The organism is Streptomyces sp. NPDC029836 (assembly GCF_055574495.1).
The window spans coordinates 324,971-341,651 of sequence record NZ_JBVHZI010000001.1; the positions used below are offsets into that span (position 1 = coordinate 324,971).

A 16,681-nucleotide genomic window follows, 5' to 3' on the forward strand; every position below is an offset into this window, starting at 1 on the left:
GAAGGCGACCTACTTCCGGAAAGAACATATGAACCTCCATACGGCGAAAGCCATTCCATGGGAATTCCACTACAGAGATCGGCGCGGGGGGCGACCTAAAGTGACGCCCTGTCACGAACAGTGAGCCCGTTCGATCCGAAAGCGAGTCAGTTCCCGCTATGTCGAAGACCGTTCCGCTGCCGATGCCGGCCCTCCGGGGTTCCCTCCCGCTCACCGAGCCCGAAACCCCCTACGAGCAGTACGTGTACGCCTATCCGCACCAGAAGGCCTACCGCCTGCTGGAGGACGGTCCGTTGCTGAGCGAGCTGTGGAGCAAGGAGCGGCTCGACACGCTGTCGCTCTACGCGCACATACCGTTCTGCGAGATGCGCTGCGGGTTCTGCAACCTGTTCACCCGCACCGGAGCCCCGGAGGAGGTCACGAGCGACTTCCTGCGCACCTTGGAGCGCCAGGCCCGGGTGACCCGGGAGGCGTTGGAGGCGCAGGGCGCTCCGATCCGGTTCACGCTCGCCGCGTTCGGCGGCGGGACGCCCACGTACCTGACGGCGCAGGAGCTGACGCGGCTCTGCGACATCAGCGAGAACGTCATGGGCGCCGACTTGAAGGCCGCCTCGTGGTCGGTGGAGACCTCGCCGGCGACGGCGACCGCCGACCGGATCGCCGTCCTGTCCGAGCGGGGCGCGACCCGGCTGAGCATCGGCGTGCAGTCCTTCATCGACGAGGAGGCGCGGGCCGCGGTCCGTCCGCAGAAGCGCGAGGAGGTGGAGAGCGCGCTCGCCCTGCTGAAGGAGGCCCGGTTCCCGATCCTCAACATCGACCTCATCTACGGCATCGACGGCCAGACCGAGCGCACCTTCAAGGTGTCCCTGGAAGCCGCGCTCGCGTGGGAGCCGGAGGAGATCTACCTGTACCCGCTGTACGTGCGCCCGTTGACCGGGCTCAGCAGCAGGCACGCCAAGACCCTGCAGGACTGGAACGACCAGCGGCTGCGGCTCTACCGCTTCGGCCGCGACCACCTGCTGTCGGCGGGGTACGAGCAGACGTCGATGCGGGTCTTCCGGCGGATCGGGACGGCGGCCGTGGAGGACGTCGACGGCAGCAGCATCAGCGAGTACAACCAGCAGGCCGGCATGGTCGGACTCGGCGTCGGCGCCCGCTCGTTCACCACCGATCTGCACTACACCACCGACTACGCGGTGGCCGTGCCCGAGGTGCGGCGCATCATCGACGACTACATCGCCACCCCGACCGAGCAGTTCCGGCGCGCGCAGTGGGCGTTTCGGATGGACGAGGGTGAGCGGCGCCGCATGTACGTCCTCCAGCAGCTCCTGGAGTCGACCGGTCTGCACGCCGCCGGCTACGAGCAGCAGTTCGCGACGCGCTTCGAGGACGACTTCGCGCCGCAGCTCGGCGCGCTGGTGGAGAAGAGGTGGGTGCGGGAGACGGACGGGACGTTCGGGCTGACCTTGGAGGGCATGGCCTGGGCCGATGCGATCGGACCGATGTTCTTCTCGTCCCGGGTGCGCGACAACATGACGTCCTACCAGGACCGTTAGGGTGCGCCGGACCCGGTGGCCGCTCCTTGCGGGGCGTCCGCCGGGTCCGGTTCGACCGCCCGTCGCCGCTCGGGCAGGGAGACGAGGACGAGCCCGGCCAGCAGCAGGGCGCCGCCCGCCGCGGCGGGCGGTCCCGGGCGTTCGCCGAGGAACGCCACGCCGAGCACGGTGGCGACGAGCGGTTCGGTCAGGCTCAGCGTGCCCGTCGTGGCCGCGCCGAGGCGCCCCACACCGCGGGTGAACAGCAGGTAGCCGAGGGCCGTCGTCCCGAGGCCCAGCCAGCCGATCAGCGCGACCGCCCGCGGGGCGGTCAGGCCCTCCGGGGCCACCAGCAGGTACGGGGAGACCAGCAGCCCCGCGCACAGCACGCTCACCGGCGCCGCGGCCCCGAGGTCGACGCCCAGGGAGCCCAGTGCCTTCGTCGCGGCGATGTACACGCCGAAGCTCGCTCCGGCCACGACGCCGCAGACCACGCCCACCCCGTCGGCGCGCGCCCCGCTGCCCGGCAGCAGCAACAGGCCGATCCCGAGCACCGCGCAGCCCGTCCCCCACAGCCACCGTCTGGTCGGCCGTTCGGCGGAGAGCAGACGCGCGCACAGGCCGCTGACCACGGGCACGGTCCCGAAGGCGACGGCGGTCGCGAGGGCGGCGCCGGTCCGTTCCACCGCTTGGAGGAAGCAGACCTGGAAGGCGGCCGTCACCAGCACGCTCAGCACGAGCCACCGGCCCGCGCCGGGCCGGCGCAGGGTCCGCAGCCCGGCCGGGCGTACCGTCAGCAGGCTGAGCACGAGCCCACCGAGCAGCATGCGGGCCGCCCCCAGGGACACCGGGTGGGCGCCGGTGTCCGCCCAGATCTGAGCGGGCCCCACGGTGCCCCAGAGCACCGCCGCCACCAGTACGGACACCACCGCACCCGCCATACCGCCACTCCGTGGATCACGCATCGCACGAACGTATCCGCGCGGGCGGCGGGAGACCCACTGGGTGATTCCACGAGATTCCGGAGCGGCCGGATGCCCGGCCGGTGGATTCGCACGAGTCCACCGGCCGCCTCGACCCGACCGGTCGCGGGAGTCCTGGCGACGCCGGTGGGGCGGTCTGTCGGAGCGGGGCCGCGCGGGCCACACTGGGCCGTACGGGGACCGCACCGGCCCCCGAGTCCGCGGAGGTGGTGGGGCGTTGACAGGCGAGTCCCGACAGCAGTCCGATCCGGCCGTCCGGCCCGCGGTGTGGGAGACGTACGGACCGGCCGACCTCAGTTCCGTGCCCGTGTTCACCGGAGGGTTCATCAACTTCGGCTACTGGAAGGCCGTCGACATCGACGGGCCCCTGTCGGACGGTGACCGGATCCGCAGCGAGCAGGACCTCTACCGACACGTCCTGGACGCCGCCGCCCCGGGCGGCGGGCGGGTCGTGGAGGTCGGTTGCGGCCTCGGCGTCGGCTGCGCGCTGGCCCTGGAGGAGTACCGGCCGGCTGCCATCACCGGCGTCGACATCCACCCCCAGCAGCTCCGGCGGGCCCGGGAGGCCAACGCCCCGCTGCTGGCCGCCGAACCGGACCGGCTGCGGTTCGCCCTGGGCGCCGCCGAGAACCTGCCCTTCGGGGCCGGGGAGTTCGACTGCCTCTACAGCGTCGAGGCCGTCCAGCACTTCCCGGACCTCGACGCGTTCGCCCGGGAAGCGGCCCGCGTGCTGCGCCCCGGGGGCCGGCTGGCACTCGCCGGCTTCTTCACCGTCGACGGCACCGCCGCCCAGGCCGAGCGGCTCGCCGGCCTGCTCGACTCGTACGCCAGCGGCCTGGACATCGCCCGGCCCGTGTCCCGACTCGCCGACGCCCTGACCGGCGCGGGGCTCGTCGACGTCCGCAGCCGCTCGATCGGCCCGCACGTCTGGCCCGGCTGGGACCGTTGGCTGTCGCGGCTGTGGGGCCCCGGCACCTGGCCCAGGAACTTCCTGGCCGCCTGGGAGGAACGGGTCCTGGACTACTACCTGGTCACCGCCACCCGGCCGTAGGCGTCGGGGCGGGACGGCGGAAAGCCCCGGTCTCCGTGAGGAGAACGGGGCTTTCCGCATGGAGCGCTGGGCAGGCCTTGCACCTACATTTCCCCGCGGGAAGCGGGGCGTCTTTCCTTGGACCACCAACGCAGGTCCCGCCGCCGCTGTTCGCGGCCGCAGGAACAAGATCACTGTAGCGCACGGGGCGGGCTCCCGCACAACGGCGCGCCGTCACCCCCGACGGGCTGCCGTACGACGGCGCGCCCGCTTTCCCGGCGTTGTCGCGGGCCGGCCGCTCCGCGCGGGCCGCCCGCTCCGCCGCGTGCCGGTCGGCCGGTGCGGGGTGATCCTGGGGACATGGGTGGTGATCCGCAGGACACGGGCGGCGTCCGCAAGGGCCGACTGCCCGTCGCCTACGCGGCGGCGGCCCGGCGGTCGATCCGGGTGACCGTGGCCGCCGGCGCCGGTTTCTACCTGCTCCTCTACGGGTTCGGCTCGGCCACCGGCGCGACGTACGCGCTGTTCGCGGCGGTGGCCCTCGCCGGGCTGTCGCACATCCCCGGCACGGGCCGCCAGCGCGCCGCGGTGGTGCTCCCGCTCCTGCCCGTCTGCTGCGTGCTGATCACCATCGGCACCTATCTGTCCGTACGGACCTGGAGCGCGGTCCTGGGCATGCTGGTCGTGGGCTTCGCCCTGGCGTTCAGCGCCGTGGGCGGCCCGCGGCCCGCGGGCGCCGCGCCCGGGTTGCAGTTGATGTACATCCTGCCGTCGTTCCCGCCCTACGCTCCGGACACCCTGGACGAGCGACTGCTGGGCACGACCGTCGGCATCGCCCTGCTGTTCCTGGCGGAGATGTTCCTGTTCCCCGATCCCCCGACGGTGTCGTACGTGGCGCTGGCCGCGCGGGCCGCCGACACCGCGCGCGGCTGCGCCCAGGCGCTGGCCGAAGCCCCGTACGCGGTGCCGGAGCCGCTGGCGCGCGTGGCCGAGGAGGCGGGGACCCGTCTGCGGCCCTCGCAGGTGCCGGAGGCCGAGCGGCCGGCCGGGCCGGGCGTACGGGAGCGGGCCCTGTCCCACACGGGCCTCACCACCCGGACCCTGCTGAACCGGCTCACCCTGCTGCCGCCGGTCGCCGGCGCGGAGCCGGGACAGGCCGACCTGGAAGTACTGCGGGCGGTACGGGACGCCGCCGCGGAGACGTCCGACCGGCTCCGCGGCCGGACGACCTCCGTGGCGGCGCACACCGAGCTGCTGCGCGCCCGTACGGCCTTGGCGGGGGGCCCGGCGGTGGATCCGTCCCCGGCGCTGCTGCGCCGGCACGCGGCGGTCCTGGAGGCCGCCGACGCCGCGCTGGCGATGTCGACGGCGGCCGGCATCGCGGTGGCGGGCCGGGCGGGCGCGGCGCAGGCGGCGCCGGGCCGGTTCTGGTACGCCACGATGCGCGCTCCCCGGTTGTGGTGGTTCCGGTTGTCGGGGCACGCGGCGCGGCGGTCGGTGCTCTTCCAGAACGCGGTGCGGCTCAGCCTGGCGCTGGCGGCCGCGCGGGTGATCGCCGGGGAGGACACGTTGCCGCACGGGTTCTGGGTGCTGCTGGCGACCTTGACGTTGACCCGTACGACGGTGGAGGAGACCCGCTCCACGGTCCGGGTGGCCCTCATCGGAACCCTGGCCGGCGCCCTCGTCGCGGCGGTGCTGCTGGCCGTCGTGGGCACGCACATCGCCGTGTACGCGGCGGCGCTGCCCCCGCTGATGCTGGTCGCGTTCACGCTGGGGCCGGTCAAGGGCGTCGGCTGGGCCCAGGCGATGTTCACCCTGGTGGTCGCCCTGGTGTTCGCGCAGTTGGCTCCCGCGACCTGGCAGCTCGCCGAGTTCCGGCTGTTGGACGTACTGACAGGCAGCGCCATCGGCGCCGTGTTCGGCCTGTTGGCCTGGCCGCGCGGCGCACAGGCCGAACTGCGACGGTCGGTGGCGGTGCTGCTGCGGGGTGCGGCGGAGATCGTCGTGGCCACCACCACCCAGATCGCCGCCGGCGGGGTACGGGTGCCGGTCGCCGGCGCCCCGGGCCACCGTTCGCTGCGCACCGCGCTGATCCTGGCGGAGTCCGCGTACGCGCAGTACCAGAGCGAACCCGCGGGGCGGACGGCGTCGGGGCGGGACTGGCAGGCCACGCTGATGGTCGGCCACCACACGCTGTGGGGCGCCGACAGGTTGCTCGTACCGCCCGAGCGGATCGTCGCCCCGCCCATGGGGCGGGAGCCGGCGCATTCGGTCACCGCGCTCGGCGACCGGGTCGCGGGACGGATGCTGCTCGTGTCGGCCCGACTCGACCCGGGCGGCGACACCCCGTACGCCGCGATCCCGCTGCGCGATCCGACCTACGACGGCTTCGCCGCTGAACCTCCCGGCGCGCCCCGCCTGTACTACGCGACCACCTCGTGGTTGGACTCCCTCATGACGGACCTGGAGCGCATCGCCGCCGCCGGACCACCACCGGACCGGAAGCCTTCCGGGGCCCCGCACCCGGGGTGAGGCGCGGCACGCGCACGAACGCCGACACCACCGCGGCGACCGACAGGGACGCCCTGTCCTCCTCGTCCGCGCTCGGCCACCACGTGTTCGTCGCCGACTTCCGGCCCCGGTCGGCGCTTTCCAGGACCAGGGGTTCGTCCGCCACCTCGGCGATCCACGTCAACAGCACCACGGCAGCACCCCTCGACGCGGGCCGGCGGCGCCGAGGTCCATACCTGGCCGGCCCTCGTCACACGGTGATCACGACCTTGCCGAGGAGTGTGCGGGACTCGATCGCCTCGTGCGCCGCCGCCGCGCGCTCCAGGGGGAAGGTGGCGCCGATGACCGGGCGCAGCGTCCGGTCCGCCGCGGCCCGCAGGGCTCGCGCCACCAGGTCGGTGTGCTCCTCGGCCGACATCTGCACGTCCTGGATGCCGAGCAGTCGAACGCCTCGGGCGGCGGCCTCGTCCGGGTCCACGGGGGCGAAGCCGCCCGTGGGGGCGCCGTGGGCGGAGAACCGGCCGCCGGCCGCCGTCAACGCGAATGCCGCGACGCCGACGTGACCGCCCACCCCGTCGAGGACGACGTCAGCGCCCGCGTCGCCGAGAGCGGTCCGGGCCGCCTCCACCCAGTCCGGTCGGGCGGCGTCGATGACGGCGTCCGCCCCCAACTCCCGTACCAAATCGGTCTTCCGGTCGCCGCGCGCCACCCCGACCACGCGCGCGCCCGCCGCTTTCGCCAGCTGGACGAGTACGGTGCCCATGCCGCCCGAGGCCCCCACGACCAGCACCTGTTCGCCGGCCCGGAGCCCGGTGACCTCCAGCAACTTGGCCGCCGTCACGCCGTCGTGCACGAGGGCCGCCGCGTCGGTGAGGGAGACCTGGTCGGGTACGGAGACCAGCGCGTCGGCGCTCGCCACGGCGAACTCCGCGTACCCGCCGGTGTGCCCGAGGGACACCGCCACCCTGCGTCCGGTCCACGCGGGGTCAACGCCCTCCCCGGTCGCGCGGACCACGCCGGTGATACCGCCGCCCGGGACGTACGGCAGGGTGAGCGGGAAGTACTCCCGGCCCCAGCCGCCGCGCACCTGCGTCTCCACGAAGATGGTGTCCACGGCGGCTACGGCGACCAGCACCTGCCCCGGTCCCGCAACCGGCTCGGGCGCCTCCCCCGCGACCAGTACCTCCGGGCCACCGAACTCCCGTACCTCCGTCACGCGCATGACGTTCCCCCTCCGCTCGGGCCTCCGGACCTTCCGGCGCCCGCCGTTGGGGCAACCTTGCGACCTCAACCAGGCTTGAGGTCAAGCTTTCGCCGCAGGGGAACGAGGTGATTGGGATGACGCATCGTCATGTGTGCTGCGGGTGTGGAACGTTGGAGGTCGGACCCATCGCCACCGGTGGTGCGGTGGCGACGACGGGGGGGGTGGCCGCGACCGAGCGGGCTGCCGTCACGGAGCGCTGCCCGTCCTCGGGGCGGACCGGACAACGGTCCCGTTCGGCAGCCCGCCCCTCATCCTCGCCCACCCCCACCCCCGGCGCCGTGACCCGCGACCACCCCGCCGCGCGCGTTTCATCCGAATGCGGGAGCGACCCCGGCGGCCCCCACGGCGCGGGCGCCGCCCGGGGCGCGGGCGCCGCCCGGGGCGCCCGCGCTCGCCCGCGCGGCCGGGCCCGCCCGAACGGCCGGTTTCACGTACGGCCGGAGCGGGATTCAAACCTCCCGCGCCACCGTTTCCCTCGGGCGGCCGAGGCCGAGTGGCCCTTGCGGCCGAACCGGGCTCTCATGGACGACGGGCGACCTTTCGCCCGCCCAGCCAGCGCGAAGGGCATTCTCATGTACGAAATGCGCGCGGACTCACCCGACGGCCGTGGCGAACTCCTGTGGCACGTCCTCGCCAAGGAGGGCCCCTCGGGAACCCTCTGCGGCCGGCACGCGCCCCCCTCGGCCACCGCCCGGAGCACCGCCGGGGAGGCGGCCGCCGAACGCTACTGCACCCCCTGCATGGAGGCCTTCCGGACGGCCGTCCAGGGTCACACCGACCGGTCCGTCTCCGCCGACATCACCTGAACCAGGGTCCGCACGACCCCACCACCCCTCACCCCCTCTCCCCCATGACTCGACGCGCCCGCCGCCCGGCCGACGGCCCGGAGGCGGGCGCCCGGCCGTGAAGGCGGGCGACGCGGACCGACGTCAGCGAACGCCGGACGCGGCCAGGGCGTCGACCGCGGTCCGCCAGGCCGCCGTGACGGCCCGATGGGCGTGGGCGCTCGCCTCGGGAACCGCAGCGGGCAGGTTCAGGGCCGCACCGACGTGCACATGGAGACGGGGGCGGCGGGCGGGCGCCGTGAGGGCGCCGGCGAGCTGCTTGACGGTGCCTCCGGAGCACAGCCGTCGGGCGCCCGCCTGACCCACCGGTACGAGGGGCACGCCGGCGGCCAGCGCGAGGCGTGCCGCGCCGCTGCGGAACGGACCCGGGGCCTCTTCTCCCGGGTCACGGCGGGTCGGCAGCCGTCCCTCGCCGTACAGCAGGACGGAACGTCCGTCGGCGATGACCCGCGCCGCCCGGTCGAGCGCCTCGGCGGCGCGGGCGGTGCCGCGGTGGACGGGGATGTGCCCGTCGCGGGCCAGGGCCGCACCGAGGACGGGGATCCGCCAGAGCCCGGCGGCGGCCATGATCACGGGTTCCGTGCCGAGCCTGCGCAGCGCGGCCGCGACGACGACGGGGTCGCAGAGGGAGGTGTGGTTCGCGACGAGCACGCAGGCGCCCCGCGGCAGCGAGTCGGCGGGGTCCGCGGGGTCGGCCGTCACGGAGAGGCTGCCGAAGGCGGGGAAGAGGGCGTCGGCGATACGGGTGAGCACGGGACCTCGCTGGTGCGGCGGTGCGGATGGGTCGTTGCCCATCATCGGGAGCGGCCCGGCCCGCTGTCGTGAGTACGCCTACTCAGGACCCGCGTGGGCACCTGCGTGGGCACCTGCCCGGGCACCCCCTTGTGCGCCGCCCCGGCACCCGTGCGGGCGCCTCCCCACCACCCGTGCGGGCGCCGCCCGGGCGGCCTCCGCAGACGAAGCTCTGGAGTTGCTCAAGTCCGTCGTAGCGCTCGGCCGGGGCGGGGATACCGCTCATACAATCCGGTTGGAATGAGTACGGGGGGTGGCATGATGGAGATCTTGATGATCTTCGTGTTCGGGTTCGTCGTGGTCCTCTTCTCGGTGACCCGGGGGAACCGTCGGCGCGGAGGGTCGTCGCGCAGGCGGCGGTCCGGGTCGTGGGGGGACGGCGGCGGCGGTGGCGGCTGCGGTGGCGGCTCGTCCTGCGGTGGCGGGGGCGGCTGCGGAGGCGGTGGCGGCGGCGGCGACTGACGCCGCGCACGGCGTTCCCTGGCGCTCACCACCGGCGGGCGCCGTCGTTGTGGGGGGTCCGGGCCGTGCCCCGACGGGTCCGGCCGGGGTCGGCTGCCGGGGCGGGTCGCCGTCAGGTGGCGGGTGAGCCCGATCCCGGCGAGGGCCGCGAGCAGCGCGCACACCCCGCCCCAGCCGGCCAGGCCGTAGGCCCGTACGCCGAGCCAGGAGCCCGCACTGCCGCCCAGGTAGGCGCAGGTCATGTAGGCGGTGTTGAGGCGGGCGCGGGCGTCGGGGCGCAGGGCCAGGACGCGGGCCTGATTCGCGATCATGCCGGACTGCATGGCGACGTCGAGCAGCAGGGTTCCGGCCACCAGAGCGGTCAGGCCCGCGGGTCCGCCGCCCGAACCCGCCGCCAGGAGCGCGGCCGAACCGAGGACCGCCGACAGGCAGACGAGGTTGACCGCGTCGGCTCCCCTGCGGTCGACCTGCCGTCCGGCGTACGGGGTGCAGACGACCGTCACCGCGTTGACCAGGGCCAGCAGTCCCACGGCCCGTACGTCCAGGTCGTACGCGGGACCGGTCAGCAGGAGCGCCGCGCAGGTCCAGACGGCCGAGAATCCGGCGAAGACGGTGGCCTGGTAGAGGCAGGAGCGGCGCAGTTCCGGCTCGGTACGGAGCAGTCGGAGGGGTTCGGCCAGGAGCGCCGGGTACGGGCGACGGAGGGGCGGGGCGGTGGCCGGCAGGGTGCGGGCGAGGACGACCGCCAGGAGCAGCACCACCGCGGCGGCGACCAGATAGGGGGCCCGCCAGCCCAGCCGTTCGCCGAGCGTGCCGCCGAAGGTGCGGGCGAGCAGCATCCCGGCCAGCGAGCCGCTGAGCAGCGTGCCCATGACCGCGCCACGGCGCTCCTCGCCCACCAGCCCGGCGGCCAGCGGGGCGATGAGTTGGGCGGCCACCGTGGTGACGCCGACGAGTGCGCTCGCGGCGACGAGCGGCGGCAGCGCCGGCGCGCAGCCCGCGGCGAGCAGGCCCGCTCCGGTGAGGGCGAACAGGGTGACCAACAGGGGCCGGTACGGGAGCCGGTCGCCCAGCGGCACCAGGAGGAAGATGCCGGCGGTGTAGCCGATCTGGGTGGCCGTCACGATCAGGGACGCGGAATCGGGGGACGCGCCCAGTCCGGTGGCGACGAGGGGGCCGATCGCCTGGGGGAAGTACACGTTGCCGACGCCGACGGCGCAGGCGAGGGAGAGCAACAGGAGCGTCCGGCGGTCCATGTCAGCGCACCGCCCCGGGGCCGGCGGGGTGGGGCCGCAGCGCGCCGGCGGGGCGCCGCGCGGGTGGTGTGGGTGTCATGGGGACGAGTTCACGGCACCCCCGCACGAGCGCCAATGAATGTAGCGTGGCGCTTAATGATCACCTTTGAACTCGGCGTGGAGGATCTCGCGGACACCCGGTTCGCGCTCTCTCCGCTGTACGAGACCGTGCTGAGCCTTCGGGTCCTGCGCGAGCCGGGGCTGTCCGCGCTGCACCTGCCCTGGCGCCGGTCCGTCCTCGGCGGGTTGGACGCGACCGACGTCGAGACGTTGATGTCGCTGATGCCGGTACGGCGCACCCTGCCCGATTTCCTCACGCCGCGGCCCACCCGCTTCGACGCGTCGTTCGCGGACGAACTGGCCGTCGTACTCCGTACTCCCCCGGCCGTGGTCCGCCGCGACCTGCTGGCCGCGCACGCGCCGGATCCGTTGCCCGGAGCACTGCGCGACGCCCTCGCCGCCGACGACGCCCCGGTGGCTCGACTGCGGGACGCGCTCTGCGCGTTGCTGCTCCGGTACTTCACGGTCGCCGTCGAACCGGTGTGGCCGCGCATGCGGTTGGTCCTGGAGGCGGACATGACCTACCGGGCCCGACAACTGGCCCTGGGTGGGGCCCGGTTGTTGTTCGCCGACATGCATCCGAACCTGCGCTGGGAGGGGGGCGTCCTGTACGTGGACCGGATGGTCAGCCGGCACCACGTCAAGGCCTCGGGCCGGGGGCTGTTGCTCGTACCGTCCGTGTTCGCCCACAAGCCGGCGCCGCCGGTCGATCAGGACGAAGCGCCGACGCTCGCCTACCCCAGCCGCGGGGTGGCGACGCTGTGGGAATCCGCGCCGGTGGTCACCGCGCCCGCCCTCGCCTCCCTGTTGGGGGCGCCGCGGGCGCGGCTGCTCGTCCTGCTCGAAGAGCCGTTGCCGACCGTGGAGATCGCCCGCCGTCTCCGTGTCACCCCGAGCGCCGTGTCCCAGCACCTGCGCGTGCTGCACGCGACCGGCCTCGTCACCAGGGCCCGTGACGGGCGGCACGTCCTCTACCGGCGCAGCCCGCTCGGTGACCGCCTGACCGGTCACGGGGAGCACCGGGACCCCCGAGGCCGCCGTACGCCCGCCGAGTAGGGCGGGCGCGGCCCACCGTGGCGGTCCTGACCTCGCCGCACCGCCCGGGCGGAGTGCGCGCCCCGGGCGGGCGTGCCAGGCTGGTCTGATCCCGGGGGTGGGGCCCGGCCCGCCGGTGCGGCCGGAGTCCGTCGAGACGAACGGGGCGTGCCGCATGGCGGAAACAGACTCCCGGGCCCCAGGACAGGGCCCGCGGACATGGCAGCAGGGCTCCAGGTGGTCCCCGCGACGGCGGGTGGTCGCCGGTTGCTCGGCCCTCCTGCTGGCCGCGCTGACCTCGGGTGCGGCGTCGGGGCCGATCACACCGACCCCACCGGCCGCCCCGACCCCTTCGGTGTCGGCCGAGCCCGCCTCGGACCCGCTCGACCCCCGCATCACGGAGATCATGCGCAAGCCCGAGTACCGCAACGCGCAGTGGGGCCTCCTCCAGGTCGAGGCGGGCAGCGGTCGGGTGGTGCACGACATGTTCGCGGACCAGGTCTTCATCCCGGGCTCCACGGCGAAGTTGTTCAGCGTGTCCGGGCCGTGGAAGACCCTGGGCGCCGGGCACCGCTTCGAGACGCCCGTCCACGCGGTGGGCGAGCGGGACGGCGCCACGTTGAACGGGAACCTGGCCCTGGTCGCGCAGGGCGACCTGACCATGGGCGGCAGGACCCGCCCCGACGGCACGGTGGCGTTCACCGACCTCGACCACACCTACGCCAACGACGTCCCCGGCGCGACGCTCACCCCGGAGGACCCGCTGGCGGGCATCGACCGGCTGGCCCGGCAGGTGCGGGATGCGGGGATCGCCCGGGTCGAGGGGGACGTGGTCGTCGACAGCCGGCTCTTCGCACCGGACCCGACGCTCGACCCGACGCCCACCCCGCTGATCATCAACGACAACCTGATCGACCTGTTGACCACCCCCGGGGACCGCCCGGACGCCCCCGCCCGGCTGGACTGGCGGCCACGGGTCGCCCCGTACCGGGTGACGTCGACGGTGCGGACGGTCGCGGCGGGCGAAGCGGGCGCCATCGACGTGACGGCCTCGGAGAACGGCACCCGGATCCGGTTGTCCGGCACGATCGCGGTGGGCGCCGCGCCGGTGCTGCGGGTGTCCCCCGTCGCCGACCCGGCGGCCTTCGGGCGCCGCGCGCTGATCGAGGCGCTCGGGCGGGTCGGGGTGCGGGTCACGGCGGACGCGGCCGGGCCCAACCCGGTGGCCGCGCTGCCCCGGACGTACGAGGGGAGCCCGCGGGTGGCGGTGTACACGTCGCCGCCCTACGCGGACTACGCCGAGCTCATCCTGAAGGTCAGCCACAACCTGGGCGCCAACCTCGGGATCTGCCTGATGGCGGTGGAGGCCGGAAGCCACGCCTGCATGGACGGTTTCCCGGTCCTGGCGAGGTTCCTCGACGGGGCGGGCGTGGACCGCGAGCAGGTGCGGTTGCTCGACGGCCGGGGCGGGAACCCCGTGGACCGGGCGACGCCCCGGGCCGAGATCCAGATGCTGACGTACTGGATGGGCACCCCGGACGCGCGGCGGTTCCGGGAGGCGCTGCCGATCCTCGGCGTCGACGGGCTGCTCGCGACCAACTGCCGGGACTGCCCGGCCCGCGGCAAGGTGTTCGCCAAGACGGGGGCCGCCGTCGGGTACGACGCGCTCAACGACCGGTTGGGGGTGGGGGCGATGACCATCGCCGGGTACCTGGACCGGGGCGACGGCCGGTTCGACGTGTTCTACGCGGGCGTCACCGGGGCCGCCACGCCGACGCCCGACCCGAGCGGGATCCTGAGCGTCGCGAACGACATCGCGATGATCGCCGCCTACCTCCAGGAGGGGTGATCGACGCTCCCGTCCGCTACGGCACGGAACGGCCCGGGACGCCCGGCGCCGCGGCCGGACGGGGGTCCGGGCCCGTCGCGTCAGCTCCGCCTGGCGTGGCCGCCGAGGACGACCTCGATCCTGCCGGAGGTGGTGCCCCGGTCGAGGAAGTGGGGCAGGGGTGCGCGCAGCAGGTGCCGTACGGCGTGGGCCAGTTCGAGCCCGTACCGCTCAGCGGCCTGTTCCTCGCGTTCGTGTTGGCGTGCCGCGGTGCCGCCCGACCGCAGGAGGGCGGGGATCTGGCGGCCGGCGATCGCCAGGGCGGAGGCGACGACGTCCTGGAGGTCCGAGTCGTGGCGCAGCAGGCGGGCGGTCGCGGTTCCCTCGGTGACGTGCTGGTGGCAGTGGCCGAGTTCCAGGTGTCGGAGTTCGTGTCCGGTGATGATGAGTTGGTGCTCGGGTACGGTCCGCTCCTCCACGACGATGAGGTCCCTCGACCCGAGGTCGAGCGCCAGTCCGCTGGCCATGCCGGGCGGGAAGGACGTCGTCCGGAACTCGATCTCGCGGTCGCGCCGATCGCCCATGGCCTCGCAGAGCGCGCGGCAGATCGTCGCGCCCTCCACGGGGGCTTCCAGATGGGCGATCGCTTGCGCCATGGCTGCGATCGACCGCCGCATCTCCCGCTGCTTGAACACCAGTTCCCCCTGTGACGCTGTTCCACGAACCTGTGACGCTCCCGGCCGGCGCCGGTGGACAACCTCCCGCGTTCCTCGTCGCGGGGCGGGGTACAGCTGTCCGTACGGTCGCCCCGGCTGCCGCGGAGGGACTCCGGTCACCGGCCTTCCGGTCGGTGGTGCTCGGCGAAGTCGGCGCCCCGGCGCGACGGGACGGCGGAGCACGGTTCGCACCCTGCGGTTTCCCGAGACTGCCACATACGGGGCGGGAGATCCACGATTGTCCGGCCAACCCGACGTCGCGGTGGCAGGAAATCGCCTGTCCTTCCGGCGGCCCCCACCGGGAGGTACCGGCGCCCGGTGGGGTTCAGCCCTTTCCGGCCGCCTCGTCGAGCTCGGTGTCGAGGGTGAGCGCGGCGGTGATGAGGGCGATGTGGGTGAAGGCCTGGGGGAAGTTGCCCAGTTGCTCGCCCGTGGGTCCGATCTCCTCGGCGAAGAGCCCGACGTGGTTGGCGTAGGTGAGCATCTTGTCGAAGGCGTACCGCGCCTGCCCCGGGCGGCCCGAGCGGGCGAGGGCGTACACGTACAGGAAGCTGCACAGGGAGAAGGTGCCCTCGGCGCCGCGCAGCCCGTCCGGGGAGGCGGCTGGGTCGTAGCGGTAGACGAGGCTGTCGACGACGAGTTCGGCGTCCATGGCCTCCAGGGTGGCGAGCCAGCGCGGGTCCTGCGGCGCGATGAAGCCGACCAGGGGCATCAGCAGCAGGGATGCGTCCAGGACGGTCGTGTCGTAGTGCTGGACGAACGCTCCGCGTTCCTCGCTCCAGCCGCGGGTCATGATCTGCTCCAGGATGGCGTCGCGCGCGGCGGTCCAGCGGGGCAGGTCGGCCGGGCGGGCGCTGGCCCCGGCCTGGCGGATGCCCCGGTCGAAGGCCACCCAGCACATGAGGCGGCTGTAGGTGAAGTGTTGCCGGCCGCCCCGGGTCTCCCAGATGCCCTCGTCGGCCCGGTCCCAGTTCTCGCACAGCCAGTCCAGCAGGCCCGCGAAGCGCTTCCAGCCGTCGTAGCCGATCACGTGGGTGATGTGGTCGACCTGGGCGAGGGCGTGGACGGCCTCGCCGTAGATGTCCAGTTGCAGTTGGTCGGCCGCGCCGTTGCCCACGCGTACCGGGGCCGAGCCGCGCCAACCCTCCAGGTGGCCGAGGATCTCCTCGGTGAGGTGGGGGTCGCCGTCGACGCGGTACATGATCTGGAGCGGTTCGCCGTTGGGCGCGCCCCCGTCGTAGAGCCGTTGCCCGAGCCAGTCGCGGAAGGCGTCGGCCTCCTGCGTGAAGCCGAGGTCGCGCATGGCGCGCACCGACAGGGAGGCGTCACGGACCCAGGTGTAGCGGTAGTCCCAGTTGCGCTCGCCGCCCTCCTGCTCGGGCAGGCCCATGGTGGCGGCGGCGATGGGGGCGCCGGTGGGCGCGTAGGTGAGCAGTTTGAGGGTGATGGCGGAGCGGTTGACGATCTGCTGCCACCGGCCGCGGTAGGTGCACCGGCCGATCCAGGCGTGCCAGAAGGAGTGCACGGCGGTGAACGCGTCGGTCGTGCCCGCCACGGTCGGAGGTTCTGGGGCCTCGCCGCCGGCGTCGCGGACGGTCAGGACGACGGCGGCGCGTTCGCCCGCGGCCAGGGTGACGTACGCGCGCACGTCGCTCCCCTCGGCCTCCAGCGGCACCGGGCCGACGGCCTGGAGGTGGGCGGTGGCGTCCGGGCTGTCGAACCGGGCGCCGGCGGCGTCCAGGGTCAGGGTGTGGGGGGACCGGCCGTAGTCGAAGCGGGGGCGGCACTCCAGGGCGAAGCGCACGACCCCGCGCACCACCCGCATCACGCGGACCACCTGGTGGCGGTCGGTGGCGGTGTGCTCTGCGCTGACGGGCATGAAGTCGATGACCTCGCCGACGCCTTCGGCGGTGAGGAAGCGGGTGATGAGGACCGCGGTGTCGGCGAGGTAGAGCTGGCGGGTGGTGACGTCGGCGGCGTCGGCGGTGATCGCGAAGTGGCCGCCCCGGTCGTGGTCGAGGAGGCCGGCGAAGACGCTGGGCGAGTCGAAGCGCGGGGAGCAGAACCAGTCCAGTACGCCGTCGGAGGACACGAGCGCGCAGGTCTGGAGGTCTCCGATCAGGCCGTGTTCGGCGATCGGTGGGTAGCGGCGCATCGGCAGTCTCCTCGGCTGTGGGAGCCGCCCGGCCCGGCAGGGGCGGGAGGTGGCCCACCTCCACCCTGGTGGGTGCCCACCGGGCGGTCCATCAGGGTGGGCCCTCCGGGTGAGGTGCCGCCCCGGGGCGGTGCGGGTGGGAGGCGGGGCTCCGGCCGCCATTTTTTCGA

Annotated in this window: 12 protein-coding genes; 6 read left to right on the top strand and 6 right to left on the bottom strand. The window is 74.2% G+C overall.

From position 1 onward, the window contains the following. Positions 1–158: 158 nt before the first annotated feature. A complete protein-coding gene (locus ACZ4XJ_RS01585; protein WP_468494900.1) occupies positions 159–1,556 on the top strand; it encodes an STM4012 family radical SAM protein in 1,398 nt (465 codons plus the stop codon). On the opposite strand, the gene ACZ4XJ_RS01590 is transcribed toward ACZ4XJ_RS01585, so the two are convergent. After that, on the bottom strand, positions 1,553–2,500 hold the full coding sequence (locus tag ACZ4XJ_RS01590; RefSeq protein WP_468494901.1) for a DMT family transporter: 948 nt from the start codon (positions 2,498–2,500) through the stop codon (positions 1,553–1,555). The genes ACZ4XJ_RS01585 and ACZ4XJ_RS01590 overlap by 4 nt on opposite strands. Before the next feature lie 235 nt (positions 2,501–2,735). Between ACZ4XJ_RS01590 and ACZ4XJ_RS01595 the strand changes: the two genes are divergently transcribed. Together ACZ4XJ_RS01595 and ACZ4XJ_RS01600 are read left to right on the top strand one after the other, a co-directional pair. Continuing rightward, positions 2,736–3,569, top strand: coding sequence for a class I SAM-dependent methyltransferase (locus tag ACZ4XJ_RS01595; RefSeq protein WP_468494902.1), 834 nt, complete (start codon positions 2,736–2,738; stop codon positions 3,567–3,569). A gap of 339 nt (positions 3,570–3,908) precedes the next feature. Further along, positions 3,909–6,080: an FUSC family protein gene (locus ACZ4XJ_RS01600; protein ID WP_362875646.1), complete on the top strand. Its 2,172-nt coding sequence runs from the start codon at positions 3,909–3,911 to the stop codon at positions 6,078–6,080. Positions 6,081–6,309: 229 nt separating this feature from the next. Here the strand turns inward: ACZ4XJ_RS01600 and ACZ4XJ_RS01605 are convergent, their stop codons facing one another. Then, positions 6,310–7,281, bottom strand: a complete 972-nt coding sequence (locus tag ACZ4XJ_RS01605; RefSeq protein WP_468494903.1) for a zinc-binding dehydrogenase — start codon at positions 7,279–7,281, stop codon at positions 6,310–6,312. Positions 7,282–7,895: 614 nt separating this feature from the next. Between ACZ4XJ_RS01605 and ACZ4XJ_RS01610 the strand changes: the two genes are divergently transcribed. Further along, positions 7,896–8,129, top strand: coding sequence for a hypothetical protein (locus ACZ4XJ_RS01610; protein ID WP_362875648.1), 234 nt, complete (start codon positions 7,896–7,898; stop codon positions 8,127–8,129). A 123-nt stretch (positions 8,130–8,252) separates the two neighbouring features. Here ACZ4XJ_RS01610 and ACZ4XJ_RS01615 read toward each other — a convergent pair whose 3' ends face one another. Together ACZ4XJ_RS01615 and ACZ4XJ_RS01620 are read right to left on the bottom strand one after the other, a co-directional pair. Next, positions 8,253–8,921, bottom strand: a complete 669-nt coding sequence (locus tag ACZ4XJ_RS01615; protein ID WP_362875649.1) for a lysophospholipid acyltransferase family protein — start codon at positions 8,919–8,921, stop codon at positions 8,253–8,255. A 221-nt stretch (positions 8,922–9,142) separates the two neighbouring features. Then, positions 9,143–10,678, bottom strand: coding sequence for an MFS transporter (locus tag ACZ4XJ_RS01620; RefSeq protein ID WP_468494904.1), 1,536 nt, complete (start codon positions 10,676–10,678; stop codon positions 9,143–9,145). 135 nt (positions 10,679–10,813) lie between these two features. Here ACZ4XJ_RS01620 and ACZ4XJ_RS01625 point away from each other — a divergent pair, with 135 nt between their 5' ends. Next, positions 10,814–11,833: an ArsR/SmtB family transcription factor gene (locus ACZ4XJ_RS01625; protein ID WP_468494905.1), complete on the top strand. Its 1,020-nt coding sequence runs from the start codon at positions 10,814–10,816 to the stop codon at positions 11,831–11,833. 154 nt (positions 11,834–11,987) lie between these two features. Next, positions 11,988–13,661 carry a D-alanyl-D-alanine carboxypeptidase/D-alanyl-D-alanine-endopeptidase gene (locus ACZ4XJ_RS01630; protein ID WP_468494906.1) on the top strand — a complete coding sequence of 558 codons (1,674 nt, stop codon included), beginning with the start codon at positions 11,988–11,990 and terminating at the stop codon, positions 13,659–13,661. A gap of 80 nt (positions 13,662–13,741) precedes the next feature. Here the strand turns inward: ACZ4XJ_RS01630 and ACZ4XJ_RS01635 are convergent, their stop codons facing one another. Next, the gene (locus tag ACZ4XJ_RS01635) at positions 13,742–14,296 is read right to left on the bottom strand and encodes a toxin-antitoxin system, toxin component (RefSeq protein WP_468494907.1); all 555 of its coding nucleotides are present in this window, start codon (positions 14,294–14,296) and stop codon (positions 13,742–13,744) included. A gap of 385 nt (positions 14,297–14,681) precedes the next feature. Further along, positions 14,682–16,511 carry a glycoside hydrolase family 15 protein gene (locus ACZ4XJ_RS01640; RefSeq protein WP_468494908.1) on the bottom strand — a complete coding sequence of 610 codons (1,830 nt, stop codon included), beginning with the start codon at positions 16,509–16,511 and terminating at the stop codon, positions 14,682–14,684. Positions 16,512–16,681: the final 170 nt, after the last annotated feature.

What these genes read in the sequence shown, in the direction of transcription:
- ACZ4XJ_RS01640 (WP_468494908.1), bottom strand. Translation starts at nt 16,511, where the DNA reads ATGCGCCGCTACCCACCGATCGCCGAACACGGCCTGATCGGAGACCTC.
- ACZ4XJ_RS01590 (WP_468494901.1), bottom strand. Translation starts at nt 2,500, where the DNA reads ATGCGTGATCCACGGAGTGGCGGTATGGCGGGTGCGGTGGTGTCCGTA.
- ACZ4XJ_RS01610 (WP_362875648.1), top strand. Translation starts at nt 7,896, where the DNA reads ATGTACGAAATGCGCGCGGACTCACCCGACGGCCGTGGCGAACTCCTG.
- ACZ4XJ_RS01620 (WP_468494904.1), bottom strand. Translation starts at nt 10,678, where the DNA reads ATGGACCGCCGGACGCTCCTGTTGCTCTCCCTCGCCTGCGCCGTCGGC.
- ACZ4XJ_RS01625 (WP_468494905.1), top strand. Translation starts at nt 10,814, where the DNA reads ATGATCACCTTTGAACTCGGCGTGGAGGATCTCGCGGACACCCGGTTC.
- ACZ4XJ_RS01630 (WP_468494906.1), top strand. Translation starts at nt 11,988, where the DNA reads ATGGCGGAAACAGACTCCCGGGCCCCAGGACAGGGCCCGCGGACATGG.
- ACZ4XJ_RS01600 (WP_362875646.1), top strand. Translation starts at nt 3,909, where the DNA reads ATGGGTGGTGATCCGCAGGACACGGGCGGCGTCCGCAAGGGCCGACTG.
- ACZ4XJ_RS01585 (WP_468494900.1), top strand. Translation starts at nt 159, where the DNA reads ATGTCGAAGACCGTTCCGCTGCCGATGCCGGCCCTCCGGGGTTCCCTC.
- ACZ4XJ_RS01635 (WP_468494907.1), bottom strand. Translation starts at nt 14,296, where the DNA reads ATGGCGCAAGCGATCGCCCATCTGGAAGCCCCCGTGGAGGGCGCGACG.
- ACZ4XJ_RS01605 (WP_468494903.1), bottom strand. Translation starts at nt 7,281, where the DNA reads ATGCGCGTGACGGAGGTACGGGAGTTCGGTGGCCCGGAGGTACTGGTC.